The organism is Methanosarcina spelaei (genome assembly GCF_002287235.1).
Classification (GTDB): Archaea; Halobacteriota; Methanosarcinia; order Methanosarcinales; family Methanosarcinaceae; genus Methanosarcina; species Methanosarcina spelaei.
In genome coordinates this window covers 1-12,869 of sequence record NZ_LMVP01000047.1, presented here as the reverse complement: position 1 = coordinate 12,869, position 12,869 = coordinate 1, and the positions used below count along the sequence as shown (strand labels likewise).

Sequence of the window (12,869 nt, the reverse complement as noted above, 5' to 3'; positions counted from 1 at the left end):
ATAGTCTGGGAGATAGTCTGGAAGATAGTCTGGGAGATAGTCTGGAAGATAGTCTGGGAGATAGTCTGGAAGATAGTCTGGGAGATAGTCTGGAAGATAGTCTAGCCTACTTTCGGCAGGTCGACATTTCATTTTAGATCATTTTTACTGATGATGATTTTAAAATGATGTTTCCTTATTGTGTGCAGTTATTAGGTTTACATATGATCCAAATATAATCTCTCATACTAAACTTTAATAGAAAAATGATTCAGTATTTATATATTTCATGGGAATTGAGCCAGACGTTAACCAGCCTTAACTCTAACGTGTGTTTATCAAATGTTCAAAAACGATATCAGAAAAAATATTTAAATTTATTATGTCGACCTGCCGAAGGTAGGGTCTGGAATATAGTCTGGAATATAATAACAAAGTACAGAACAGCTAGTCAAATAAAAACAAAATGTACAACAGTACAGGATGGAATGAACCCAAAAAATCGGGATGCAGGTGTAAATATACCTGCAACGAAAATTGAAGCTTTTCAGCTAAATTTATATCTATGAGACAAATCAGACTAAGCCCGACCTCTGAAGAGTCATAAGGTCTTCGGTAGTGAGTTTTGCTCCGCCCTTGAACTTTTCGAAGATGGATTTAGCATCCTTCTGAAGTTCGGACTTGACAACGCGGGATTTCCCTTCTTTGTCTTTCTTCTTGAGCTTGAAGATTTCTTTGTCAAGGTCCCGGATTTCCTTCTGGGCATTGATGAAAGCCTTGTGCTGTTCGTCAGCTGCTTCCTGGGCTTTTACAAACTCTCTGTGGGCAACATCAGACTCTGCCCTGGTTCTGTCAGCCTCTTTGAAAGCTGCAATCATCTTTTCATGATATTCCTGAGCCTGCCTGGCATATTCGGCCAGCTCGGTATGGAATTCTGAGGCTTCATCTCGGATTTTCTGGGCTTCGTCCAGAAGATCCTTCAGTTCGGAGTTGCTCTCGAGCTGGACTTTTTTGACCTGATACTGCTTTTGAAGCTGAGTAATTTTCCCAACGAGTTCCCTTTCCTTGGTTGTACTCAGGACTTCAGTCTGCTGGGCAAATTCGAGGCGATCAATATCTTTTCTCAGAGCTTTGATCGAAGGGCCACCCATATTGCTCTGCTTCCTGATGGAGTCAGCCTTTGAGAAAAGCTCGTTTGCCTTAGCATTAGTGTCATCGCGCTTATTCTTGTATTCGCTGACCTTTTCATTAATTTCATCCCTGAGGACTTTTAGTTCCTGGGCTTCATTAATAAGGTCTTTTGTCTTCTTGTTCAGGTCATTACGCTTTGCAGCGAGGGCACTGGCCTCTGTGTTTAAAGCATTCCTTTTTTCCTTGGATTCTTCAGAAATGTCCTTCAAATCTGATCTTTTTTTCTGCAATTCCTTTAGCATCTCTTATTGTGCCTCCCGATCCAGCAAAAAAGCTGGCATTTTAGTATTTCTATTGTTCGATGTCGACATGCTGTGCCTGATTACAACATTGATAAGAAAGAGATTCTAGAACAGGGATAACGGCTCTAAGGTCTTTTTTTGTTATGACCACGTCCGCATATTCCCTCAGGATGGGCTTGGGATTGAAAGCTATGGCAAAACCTGCTCTCTCAAAGACACAGGCATCGTTTGCGCCGTCCCCGACAACTACACATTGCTCTGGCCGAACCCCGTTTAGTCGGGTAAGTTCTTCGAACACCTTTGCTTTGGAGTCGCTCTGTGTGATTGGGCCTACGACTTTGCCTGTAAGGCAGCCGTCTTCCACAAGCAGTTCGTTGGAAACAATGAAATCAATGCCAAGCGCTTTGCCTATCGTATCGGCAGAGATGGTAAATCCACCGGAAATCATTGCAGTTTTATAGCCTCTACTTTTGACATAGAGGATAAGATCTGCCGCTCCCGGCATCAGATCGATCTGGTTTACCGCATCAAGGGCAGTTTCGAGAGGAAGTCCCTTAAGAAGCCTGACCCTTTCAATAAGCGCTTGCTCAAAATCAAAGTCTCCATACATCGCTTTCTTCGTAATCTCCTCTACTTTGCTTACAACACCTGCAGCCCTGGCGAGCTCATCGATAGTCTCAGCGTCTATAAGGGTGCTATCCATATCAAAAACAATCATTTTGTTTCCAGTAAAATTATGCATAGGACAGTTCACTCAATCAAAACCTGGACTTGAATAACTATTAGATATAGCGGGATAATTTCCCGAAAAAGGGCATGCTGCCTGGTGTACCTTCTTCAGGGGTACCCTCGCAATTTAGTATAATACATTTGCCCTGACATTAAAAGCCCACCAACGGATAAAGTTTTCAAATTATAATACGGGTTCTGTGAAACAAGACCACAAAACAACAGCATTGATGTCAACGTTTTTGAGTGAAATAAATCACATCCTTTTTAAGCTTTTCGGAGGGGCAGAGAAAGATATTGAATAATAGTTATATATTATATCTATATTTATAAAATAAAGTTGATAAGGACATAACCTGCCAAAAGGATTATAAACCCATTAGGAATTCCATTATTGAAGAAATTGGTTAACACAGGATTTTGAGAAAAATGGTCAACATAGGTTTTATAAAAATGGGCAACCTGGGAATGAGCCAGGTTATTAATCTGATCCAGGACGAAATTGCAGCAAGAGAGGGAATTACGGTACGTGTATTTGGTACAGGTGCCAAAATGAGCCCGGCCGAGGCTGCAGCTTCCGAAAGTTTTAAACAGTGGAATGCAGATTTTGTGGTTATTATTAGCCCTAACGCCGCAGCTCCGGGTCCCACCGCAGCTCGTGAGATATGGAAGGACGTTCCCTGCATTGTAATCTCAGATGGCCCAACAAAGAAAGAAGCCAGAGAAGCTTTTGAAAAGGACGGTTTTGGATATATTATCCTCCCAGTAGATCCTCTTATCGGAGCCAAGAGAGAGTTTCTTGACCCTGTAGAGATGGCATCCTTCAATTCCGATGCACTGAAAGTATTATCTGTTTGCGGTGTTGTGAGACTCATCCAGGAAGAACTGGATAAAATAACTGGCCAGGTTGCCTCCGGAAAATCAGGAAAAGAACTGGAGCTTCCACACATTTTTGCAAAACCGGAAAAATGTGTTGAGCATGCAGGCTTCGCAAACCCTTATGCAAAAGCAAAAGCTCTTGCCGCTCTTCACATGGCTGAAAAAGTAGCACAGGTTAACTTCCCCGCATGTTTCATGTTAAAAGAAATCGATCAAGTGTGCCTGACAGCTGCAGCCGGGCACGAAATAATGGGAGCTGCTGCACAGCTTGCAATACAGGCCAGAGAGATTGAAAAATCCAATGATACCGTATTCAGGCAGCCTCATGCAAAGAATGGCAACTTGCTGAAAAAAGTAACACTATATCAGAAACCAGAGTAAAACCGGAAAACCTTAATGTTTGAGCCGGAAGCTTAAACGGAGGAGCGAGTGATTCCCCTGAAGAAATAAGAGGGAACTAATCCTCCAATACTCATTTTTTTTCAATCATGCAGTGTCAGGTAATATTCCAATATATTATTCCAAATGTCAGTAATCCTTCATGTTCTAATTTTATCACCTTCGGTACGCGGGGTAGAACCTGCATGACTTTCGCTATTAGACGGAAGAATGATTCCGGAAGCTGCTAACTCTTTAGCTTAGCGGTAACTCACTTCTTAGCACCTTCAACTTCTTCAAGTACCGATGTATATTCCTGAAAAACAGATTGGAGATCTATAGTAGCCAGTATGTCCACAACTCCAAGAGCTGCAATAATTTTCCCGTCTTTCGAGTGAATAGGAGCAACAACTACATGTTTTCCTCTATACACGCCTTCTGTAGGGACTTTGTGGACAACTTTGTTTGTTTTCAATACTTCTTCGAGCACAGGCCCCGTATAGTCCCTATCAAGGATTTGACCTTTTTCCAGACGAAGTCCTTTTCGCTTGAGACTGCGAATGGTTGTAGGAAGTCCGATTACCGAGTGTACTGCAATTGCTAGTGTCTCAAGGTCTTCAGACCCTGAATCTTCTGAGATTGTTAGGGTAGTAATTTTTTCACCCCCATAATTACTTGAGACCGGGAAGGGCACAAGGGAAGGACACAAAGGAAGAGCTTCTCAGAAATGAAAAGCTGGGTCCGACTTTCCGGCCATATTTAGATTATCTTTTTTCAAAGAATATATAATCACTCCTCATTTTCAAGGGCTTTTATAAATGCTTGTTTGTGCAGTTCCCCTGACTCATGGATCCCTCCAATATCTCCACGCGTCGCTCGACAGGGATAATGCTGGATCAACAGCCCGGCTTTTGGAGGTGCATCTTTTACCTCCGTTCCAACTATTTCCTTTGCCATATACCAGGTACTGCCACATGGAGCGCCTTTTATTACCTTGACATCGGTAATTTTTCCATCTTTTGTTTTTACCTTCAAGATAGGGGACCCAAAGAGTTCCGTAAACGGCCTGTTGAAAGCATTGGGCTCAAGACTACAGCAGATCTCATCTACCTCAATATCCATACCTGAAACTTCGGAGATCTTTTTGAGTTCGGGAACTGAAGCCCTGGATGGTCCGCCCGGAACTATAAGAGAACGCACACCAGCTTCTGCCGCAAGTTTTGCAATCGCAGATGTCAAATCCGGATGCAAAGAGTAAGTAATTATAATTTCGGCAGAAAAAACACTTCTATCGAAATTAAGAGCTTCCAGAAACTCATCAGGCTCTTCGATGAATACAGGCACGAACTCAGGAAGATCAGCAGTTACGATTGAAAAATCACTGTGTTCCCTGACAGTCTCAATCAGACGGTGCCCGTACTTGCCCCGGGTAATTACACCTATCACAGTCATATTATTCTAAGTTATTTTTAATATTGCATAAATAGATGCTTATTTTGTCTGGAATTTGGTCATGACTCGCCATCTATACATGGAATTAGAACCTTATCACGAACTCGGAAAACCTTAGAATATAAATACAGATAATGCGTTTCACTAAAAATCTCTAAAGAAAAAGACGATATTTATGAGAGGAAAACTGATCACACTTGAGGGCATTGACGGCTCAGGCAAAAGCACAGTTGTAGAAAAACTTCAGAAGGATCCTGAAATTAAAGCCTTTAAACCAGTTTTTACCAGGGAACCAACAAGAGGCACTCTGACCGGAAATGCCGTGGAAAAAGCTATCCAGTCAGATACTGACCAGCTGGCCGAACTCTTCCTTTTTACAGCTGACCATGCCGAACATCTAGCAAAACTTATAAAACCTGCACTTGAAAATGGAAAAATAGTAATTTCTGACCGCTATTCCGACAGTCGATATGCTTACCAGGGCATAACCCTGAAAACTCGCCTGGAAAATCCTCTTGAATGGATAAAGGATCTGCACCGAGGCTGGACTGTTATTCCAGATTTAACCTTTCTCTTAGATATCAGGCCCGAAATCTCAATTGAACGCTGTGGGAAGCGAGGAGAACAAAGCAAGTTCGAGAAATTAGAATTTTTACGAGGAGTCAGAGAGATTTTCTTCAAACTTGCGGCAGACGATCCAGAACGCTTTGTTATAATCGATGCTTCCTGTTTTCCTGAACATGTAGAAAAGGAAGTTGCAAAAAAAATACTGGAGTTCCTGAGCAGGAACTGACCAGATGTAAGGATTGAACCGAAAAATTCCATTTAAAAGAAATGTCCTTTAAAGACTATATTACCAGCAAAATCCTTTAAAGATCATTATCGTCAGCAAAATCCTTTAAAGACCATTATCGTCAGCAAAATCCTTTAAAGACCATTATCGTCAGCAAAATTCTTTAGAGACCATTATCATCAGCAAACTTGATCAGGGCTTCTCCCAACATCCTGACATGAGTGGGATTAAGATTGAACCTGGATCTCTTTACGCCTCCCCGCTCCTTTGCAAGTTCGACATACTCTTTCTCGAAGCGGTCACTGTGTGCTAGGGAGATCGTCATGTACCAGCCCCCTCCCATCTTAATCTCCACATATCCATCTCCGCTTTTCTTCTCAGTGTTTTCTTCAATATTCTCTTCAATATTCTCTTCAGATGTATCCTTCTTTACCATATGTAAACCTCATAATTTCCTGGTTTTAAATGGAATCTGCAACTCTTTTCTTAATACTAAACTATTCGATTATATACAAACATATAGGGCCGAAATAAAAGGATTCCCAGTAATAGCTATTTTTTATTATTCGATTTTATTTGCTATCCGATTTTATTATTAGTTAATATTTTTATTTTTAGCTATTGATATTATATTTAGTCATTCGATTTAAGCCCTGAACTCAACACGGCTGGAGGAACCTTTCCGGAATGAACGGCAGTTGCGACCAGAGCTCCTTTTATTCCGAGCTTATCAAGAGTAAAGAGATCTTCCATATCCTTGACACCTCCGGCAAGCAGCACATTGTGCCTGGAACATTCAACCAGTTTTTGAAGGAATTCAGGGTCAAAGCCTGAGGCTGTTCCAACCCTGTCGAGGTCAAGGAAAATAAGGTCTTTTAAGGGTAAATTATTTAGCAGTTTTACTATTTCAAAAGGAGATTCCGGGAGCTCAGGATCATTTTTCAGGACTTTACCATGCTTTATATCAATGCTAACACTGATCCTTCCAGAGTTTTCACAGGCTGCATTCTTTATTGCCGAAAACGTACCTGTTTCCGTACCTATTACGGCAGTTCCTGCAATTGAAAGAGCCTTGTCCGCGTCCTGTGGGGCCGAGATTCCGAAATCAAGCATTGTGTCTACCCTTAAGCTTACTTCCCGAATCACTCTGGCATTCGTTTCGAGAGGCCCTTTACCCTGAAGCACGTTAAGGTCGGCAATATAGACTTCCCTGGGATGCAGGAGTTCTACTATCTCCACAGGGTTCGAGCTGCTACATACAATACTTGTATTTGAAACCGGAAGGTATTTTTCCCTGACACCGCCCTTTGCAAGGACTACGCTATGGTTAAATATATCCATCACAAAAATTACGCGGAACATACTTATTCAATAGCTACATCATCCTATAAAAAAATATAAAATAAAGCATATTGTATAAAACGAATAATATTCATTGAAACCTACATTCCGCAGATGTATAATAGACGTAGAATTTATTTAGATGTAGAATTTATTTACTGATTTGCTATATTATCTCATCAAATCCGATTTTAAGTTTTTGCTTATTGCCGTTGAGATAATACGTGGCATTTTTGTGTACATCTGCGGAAAGTGGGTTGAAAGATTCAATTCAATGTTTAGTAGAGGTTTTTTATGAAACTGCTTATAAGTCCAATCAATAAAGAAGAAGCAATAATTGCTTCCAGAGGCGGTGCAGACATTGTAGATGTCAAGAACCCTAAAGAAGGTTCCCTTGGTGCGAATTTCCCATGGGTAATTAGGGACGTAAAAAAAGCTGTAGAAGGTAGACAACCTATAAGTGCAACCATCGGAGATTTTAACTATAAACCAGGAACCGCTTCCCTTGCAGCATTCGGAGCAGCCGTTGCAGGAGCAGACTATATTAAAGTTGGCCTTTACGATATTCAGACTGAAGATCAAGCCTTTGAGCTTATCACAAAAATAGCACAGGCTGTAAAGGACTATGACTCAACAAAGAAAATTGTTGCCTCAGGATATTCGGACTACAAGCGTATCAATTCAATTTCTCCATTACTGCTTCCCTCAATCGCCGCAAAAGCTGGGGCAGATGTGGTGATGGTTGACACGGCAATTAAGGATGGAAAATCTACCTTCGAATTCATGGATGAGAAAGAACTTAAAAAATTCACGGACCTTGCCCATGGATGCGGACTTGAAAATGCGATTGCAGGTTCCCTGAAATTTGAGGATCTTCCAGTGCTTGAGAGAATCGGACCTGATATTATCGGAGTCCGAGGCATGGTCTGCGGAGGGGATAGAACAACTTCGATCCGACAGGAACTGGTAGAAAAACTCGTGGCTGAATGCCAGGCTTAAAAAACTCTTTTTGATTTAGACTAGAATTTTATGCCGGCAGGTCATCAGGCAGGCCTGCCGAAAAAGAATTATAAATAAATAACTATTTTCGGTCTGATGTTTATTTTCGGACATGTTGGGATCACTCTGGGGATCTTTTATCTCCTGAGCCGCGTATTTTCAAAAAATAACTTCTGGATAATGGTTCCGTGGATTGCATTCGGAGCGCTCCTGCCAGACTTTATCGACAAACCTCTTGGCAGGATAATTCTTGCTGAGACCATAGGAAGTGGGCGAATTTTTGCCCATACTCTACTTTTTGGCCTTCTGCTGGGCCTGTCAGGGTATTATTTACATAGCAAGGGTAAACCTGAACTCCTGATTATTGCAGGAGCATCTTTTTGCCACATTTTTGAAGATCAGATCTGGAATAGCCCTGAAGTATTTTTCTGGCCATTTCTGGGTTGGGGATTTCCGAAAGACACCATTTCAGCAAGTTTTATTGAGTATCTTATGATAATTCTTAGCAGATCATACGACCTCGGATTTACAGACGTTTTTATTTCAGAGATCGTCGGAATAATTATAATTGTCCTTCTTACTGGTAAATACATTAGCGAAAAGAGAAAGATAATTCGTAATTGATAAAAAGAGAAAAATTTAGCTTTAAGACAGAAAGTCGTAACATTAAAAATGGCGTCGAACTCGTACAATAATAAACAAAACTTTGTACAATAATAAACAAAACTTTGTACAATAATAAACAAAACCGGTTCATGGAATGTGTTCATAAATTTCTATGTTAAGGGAATCATAGATCTTATGAGCAGGACAAACAGCTTGGGTCTTGAGGGAGTTTTCTCCCTTAGAAACTGAGGTTTCATTGGATTTCTGCGCCCTAGCAGCCTCAGCAAAAGTGGTTCCTACAATATAGAAAGGTTCTTTTTTTGCTGCTTTTTCTACATATATACCTTCTTTAGAATCATTTTTAGAGGCATAAAGAGGATTTTGGGAAACCTTAGCAAGTCCAGCAGGGCTTATGATTCCAGACTGAGTGATTATTCCATCCTTATCTGTACAAGACATAATATATGGATAATTTTCACTCACGCCGGATAACCACTGAATCCCACCGGCCTCATTTTCCGAAATTGCTTCAGAAACTCCACCTGTATACGGAGAACTGAAGCAGGTGAAGAATCCCAGTGTCCAGAGAAGACAAAGAACCAGCACCGCAGAGCCAAGGCCAAGAGTATATCCTTTCCTAAGGAAAATAACGTAAAGAGAATACCCTAATAAAGGAATCTGGGCAAAAATAATGAAGCTCAAGTTTTCAAACTTATCTAGAGGATAAGAAATGAAGGGGTTTAAAAGGAAAGCAAGTTCCAGGAAAAAGGTTACTATATAGAGAACCAGGAAACGGGGGTATCTGCGAACAAAATGGTGACAAAATCTTTTGCGATTCTGCCATACGATTACGGAATTGATTAGGATGAAAATCAAAGGAATGTAGTATTTGCCATAGTAGAGATTCAAGAGATGCACAAATTCGAAAAACCCGTTTTCAGTCGACGGAAACGTGGAAAAGCCTACAGTGACTAGCGTTTTAGCGCGCAGGATAAGGTTTGAACTAGATATATTAAAGAACTGAAGAATATATTTCGCACAAATCAGGAAGCCTATCGAGGTAATTGACAGGAAGACAAACATGGGCATTTTTCTTCCTGCAGGGTGGGAGGCATTAGAGAGGAAAGAGTTGAGACTTAGAGTTTTATGGAGAAATCCGGGTTTTAGTATTTTGCTCGAGAAAGCCAGGAACAGTGAGAAACAGGCAAGATATGCAAAAATAAAGGGATGAGCTAAAGGAATCAAAGGTATCATGAAAAGAAGGCAAACAGCCATTGCCCTGTTTTTGTCCGAAATTGCATTTCTTAAAACAAGAAGGTATAGAGGTATCAAGCAAAAGCAAAGATAATAAGGAATTGCTGAGGTCTGGAAATGGCCAAAATACGGAATAAGAGAGGAGAGAAAAGCTGTTAAAACTAGTTTTTCCCTACTCATGAAAAGCCGATAGAAAAGAAACATGCCAGTAATAAATATTATTGAAAAAAATACTGGCAAGAAATACGAAAGTGCCGATGTTTCCAGGCCTGAAATCTGAGCCAGGGCTGAAACGAACAGAGGACCTGTGGGAGAAAGATTGGAAAAGCCCGAGAGTTTACAACCCTGTCCTGCAAGCCCGAGATACGAAAATGCATCTCCCCTACCTATTGAAACATAGCCAAGCATGTGAGGAGTTATCAGTACTATAGTATGAACAAGAAACAGTATAAGAACTGCACTCATTTTTCTATATGCGAGTAGTAGAACACAGGCTGAAATGTAACAAAGAAGTAGAGTAAGATAAAAGTGAAAAGGAAGCTGTTCATAGATATCGACTGTATACCCTTCAGGCTGAATTCCCTTGAGAATAAAAAGACTGTAAACTAGTAGTAGTAGAGAAATTGATGTTATAAGGTTTAATATGTTATTAGTGGTTTTAGACAATGTGTCCCCCGTCCTTTTTGAAAATTGCAGAGTCCAGTTTTCGCACCTAAATATGATATCCCTGAAAACTTGGTTTTACTCTTGAAGAGTTTTTTACAGGTCGCACACAGGATCAAAAACTTTCGTTCTTAAGATTTCGTTTGTTTGTTTCTCCTCTTATCGTATTCTTTCTATATTCAATCGGCCCAACAAATAATTAATGGTTGTGCCTTAAGCGCAGTTTGATATACTGCCTTAACCTAATTAATGTTTTGATGAGTTAAAATTATTCAACAATTAAAGGCTTTCGCGTACTAACCTCTATCCAGAAACTTTAGTATTCCTGTCATAGCAATTTACAGTATATTTATATATTATCCTTCCTGAGTACACATCCTGCGAATACTATATTCAGTTTTAACCTTACGGAATGAACATCATTTATTAGATTTATTTGTTATTCCTGCCAACATCTACATGCCCTAAATCAGCCCTCCATAAGAAACTATGAATTTAAGATCGAAATAACTAGATTATTTTCATGGAAAATAAATAAACTAGGGAATTTATGAAGGATTATGTTATATTAATCATATAATTAGATTATAAATAAACCGGGTTGAAGTAATCCTTAAGCATTAGCCTTCAAGAGATAAATATTAAGATTGTTATATCACTTTTCACTAACTGAAGAAATTAAACATAAGATAATAGGATTTAAAATTTTAGGCTGTCAAAACTTTTGGTTATGATATAGAAATAAACTTCTAAAGCTTATCTTCTTGGTAATCTCTTAGGCACACTTTTTTAACATCACTCATGGATTTTAGAACGTGGCGAATTCTATGTTCTACAAGCTTTCCTTTCATGCACCAGTAAAATGGCCTGTTGTTACCTACTGAAGGAAATTTAGTACAGGAAATATCAATTGGATGAAAATAAAAGATAGTATGTCCTCTTTTCAAACTCTGGATAAGCCCATTTAATACCAGAGGAGCTCCAAGAAAACGAAGTATTGGGCCTCCTGATGCTGGGATTTTAAGTACATTTTGATAATATGCCCAGGGAAATTCAATAAAGTTTCTATCATCACCTACCTCAAGCCCTTTCTCTATAGGGTAGTAAGGAAAAGATGAGACTGTCTTAAGGGACGAGTCAGTTTTATTATAAAGAGAATTTACGGAAACTGAAGAATCATATTTGAATCCGATGTTTTCAAGTGAATCTAGCATCCAACCACCTACAAAGGCATTTGGTGCCCTGTAGCCTACTACTTTCTCTCCACTAACTTTTTCAAGAATCTTTTTCGCAAGCAATGTTTTCTGCTCAAACTCTTCGTTACTCATTAATCGCTCCTTTGTCTCAGGATCAATTTTACAGGCATGATGCAGACCATGACATGCAATTTCATGCCCTCTTTCCGCAATTGACTCGACAAGTCCAGGATAGTGTTCGACAATATCCGCTACTACAAAGAAAGTAGCAGTTATATTGAACTCATCGAGAATATCCAGTGACCTTTTTGTAGGTTCAGTAAGGTAATCGTACCTGTCCCCCCATTTATCAAAAAACTCATTAACCGTCCTGTAAACCGCATACGGAGAACTGCAGACTGAAGGAATATGATACCAATCTTCAATATCCACTGTAACTGAAAAACTCCCCCTCATAAGACCCCGCCACGCGACCAAATGCGCTTATAATTACATAACAAATTTCTGACTTTATAGTGAAACTACATGCGAATGGGAATAAATGAGAGTCCCACTTAAGAAAAAATTTGATATTTAGAAAAGGGAGATCAGAGTATAAAAAATTTTTTAATGAATCGATTAAAATAAAAAGTAAGGATAATCTTGAAAAGAATTTTTGTACTTAACACTGTAAATATAATTGCTAGTTCAAAGGGACTCTGTTCCAAAATCCAGTGATTTTTGCATTTTTGATAGAAAATCTGAATTAGCAAGAAGAATCCAGTTTTTATCAAAATCAATATTCGCTATCTAAAGACTTGAATCATTAAGTTGTATTACACGGATGGTGACCATTTACAAAATCTAGTGATTTTGAATTTTACATCCATCACTAGATTTTGGTACTGAGTCTTCAAAGGTATAGAGATATATAAATGAAGAATCAATAGGCAAACTGTTTATTTTAGAGCCTCGAAAAAATTATGAAATTTAGTATGAAGTATCTTATATACCTTAATTAATTACTTAAAAATGTAGAAATATTTCTTTTTCAGTATTTCCTGGCCACGTCAGATTTCTACAGAATAAACTACAATGTAATTTAACATGTTATATTAAATTTCTCAGCTCATTTGTTGGGTAAGTCGGGAGGATTGCTCCTCCTTTCTCCCCTAGGAACCGTACTTG

General features: G+C 39.4%; 12 protein-coding genes. 4 read left to right on the top strand and 8 right to left on the bottom strand.

What is annotated here, in order from left to right:
* Nucleotides 1-554: 554 nt before the first annotated feature.
* Together ASJ81_RS03990 and serB are read right to left on the bottom strand one after the other, a co-directional pair.
* Nucleotides 555-1,412, bottom strand: a complete 858-nt coding sequence (locus ASJ81_RS03990) for a coiled-coil protein (RefSeq protein ID WP_095643354.1) — start codon at nt 1,410-1,412, stop codon at nt 555-557.
* Between the two features lie 49 nt (nt 1,413-1,461).
* Nucleotides 1,462-2,154, bottom strand: coding sequence for a phosphoserine phosphatase SerB (gene serB / locus ASJ81_RS03985; protein WP_170943180.1), 693 nt, complete (start codon nt 2,152-2,154; stop codon nt 1,462-1,464).
* A 416-nt stretch (nt 2,155-2,570) separates the two neighbouring features.
* Between serB and ASJ81_RS03980 the strand changes: the two genes are divergently transcribed.
* The gene (locus ASJ81_RS03980; protein ID WP_095643352.1) at nt 2,571-3,401 is read left to right on the top strand and encodes a F420-dependent methylenetetrahydromethanopterin dehydrogenase; all 831 of its coding nucleotides are present in this window, start codon (nt 2,571-2,573) and stop codon (nt 3,399-3,401) included.
* Between the two features lie 268 nt (nt 3,402-3,669).
* Here the strand turns inward: ASJ81_RS03980 and ASJ81_RS03975 are convergent, their stop codons facing one another.
* Nucleotides 3,670-4,107 carry a DUF2111 domain-containing protein gene (locus ASJ81_RS03975; RefSeq protein WP_245859768.1) on the bottom strand — a complete coding sequence of 146 codons (438 nt, stop codon included), beginning with the start codon at nt 4,105-4,107 and terminating at the stop codon, nt 3,670-3,672.
* A gap of 80 nt (nt 4,108-4,187) precedes the next feature.
* Nucleotides 4,188-4,850, bottom strand: coding sequence for a DUF166 domain-containing protein (locus ASJ81_RS03970; protein WP_095643351.1), 663 nt, complete (start codon nt 4,848-4,850; stop codon nt 4,188-4,190).
* Nucleotides 4,851-5,025: 175 nt separating this feature from the next.
* On the opposite strand from ASJ81_RS03970, the gene tmk reads away from it, so the two are divergent.
* Entirely contained in the window at nt 5,026-5,643 is a 618-nt protein-coding gene (gene tmk / locus ASJ81_RS03965) for a dTMP kinase (protein ID WP_095643350.1), read from the top strand.
* 163 nt (nt 5,644-5,806) lie between these two features.
* Here tmk and ASJ81_RS03960 read toward each other — a convergent pair whose 3' ends face one another.
* Nucleotides 5,807-6,079 (bottom strand): hypothetical protein, encoded by a 273-nt coding sequence (locus tag ASJ81_RS03960; protein ID WP_095643349.1) that lies wholly within the window; start codon nt 6,077-6,079, stop codon nt 5,807-5,809.
* Between the two features lie 197 nt (nt 6,080-6,276).
* Nucleotides 6,277-7,005, bottom strand: coding sequence for a HisA/HisF-related TIM barrel protein (locus tag ASJ81_RS03955; RefSeq protein ID WP_095643348.1), 729 nt, complete (start codon nt 7,003-7,005; stop codon nt 6,277-6,279).
* Nucleotides 7,006-7,278: 273 nt separating this feature from the next.
* Between ASJ81_RS03955 and ASJ81_RS03950 the strand changes: the two genes are divergently transcribed.
* Together ASJ81_RS03950 and ASJ81_RS03945 are read left to right on the top strand one after the other, a co-directional pair.
* Nucleotides 7,279-7,983 (top strand): (5-formylfuran-3-yl)methyl phosphate synthase, encoded by a 705-nt coding sequence (locus tag ASJ81_RS03950; protein WP_095643347.1) that lies wholly within the window; start codon nt 7,279-7,281, stop codon nt 7,981-7,983.
* Between the two features lie 96 nt (nt 7,984-8,079).
* Complete coding sequence (locus tag ASJ81_RS03945; protein WP_095643346.1) at nt 8,080-8,607, top strand: metal-dependent hydrolase; 528 nt, start codon at nt 8,080-8,082, stop codon at nt 8,605-8,607.
* 129 nt (nt 8,608-8,736) lie between these two features.
* Here ASJ81_RS03945 and ASJ81_RS03940 read toward each other — a convergent pair whose 3' ends face one another.
* On the bottom strand, nt 8,737-10,509 hold the full coding sequence (locus ASJ81_RS03940) for a hypothetical protein (protein ID WP_095643345.1): 1,773 nt from the start codon (nt 10,507-10,509) through the stop codon (nt 8,737-8,739).
* A 746-nt stretch (nt 10,510-11,255) separates the two neighbouring features.
* The gene (locus ASJ81_RS03935) at nt 11,256-12,158 is read right to left on the bottom strand and encodes a polysaccharide deacetylase family protein (RefSeq protein WP_095643344.1); all 903 of its coding nucleotides are present in this window, start codon (nt 12,156-12,158) and stop codon (nt 11,256-11,258) included.
* Nucleotides 12,159-12,869: the final 711 nt, after the last annotated feature.

Bases quoted from the DNA above. Each gene is read 5' to 3' on its own strand.
- ASJ81_RS03935 (WP_095643344.1), bottom strand. From the start codon at position 12,158: ATGAGGGGGAGTTTTTCAGTTACAGTGGATATTGAAGATTGGTATCAT.
- ASJ81_RS03970 (WP_095643351.1), bottom strand. From the start codon at position 4,850: ATGACTGTGATAGGTGTAATTACCCGGGGCAAGTACGGGCACCGTCTG.
- ASJ81_RS03955 (WP_095643348.1), bottom strand. From the start codon at position 7,005: ATGTTCCGCGTAATTTTTGTGATGGATATATTTAACCATAGCGTAGTC.
- ASJ81_RS03950 (WP_095643347.1), top strand. From the start codon at position 7,279: ATGAAACTGCTTATAAGTCCAATCAATAAAGAAGAAGCAATAATTGCT.
- ASJ81_RS03945 (WP_095643346.1), top strand. From the start codon at position 8,080: ATGTTTATTTTCGGACATGTTGGGATCACTCTGGGGATCTTTTATCTC.
- serB (WP_170943180.1), bottom strand. From the start codon at position 2,154: ATGCATAATTTTACTGGAAACAAAATGATTGTTTTTGATATGGATAGC.
- ASJ81_RS03990 (WP_095643354.1), bottom strand. From the start codon at position 1,412: ATGCTAAAGGAATTGCAGAAAAAAAGATCAGATTTGAAGGACATTTCT.
- tmk (WP_095643350.1), top strand. From the start codon at position 5,026: ATGAGAGGAAAACTGATCACACTTGAGGGCATTGACGGCTCAGGCAAA.
- ASJ81_RS03980 (WP_095643352.1), top strand. From the start codon at position 2,571: ATGGTCAACATAGGTTTTATAAAAATGGGCAACCTGGGAATGAGCCAG.
- ASJ81_RS03960 (WP_095643349.1), bottom strand. From the start codon at position 6,079: ATGGTAAAGAAGGATACATCTGAAGAGAATATTGAAGAGAATATTGAA.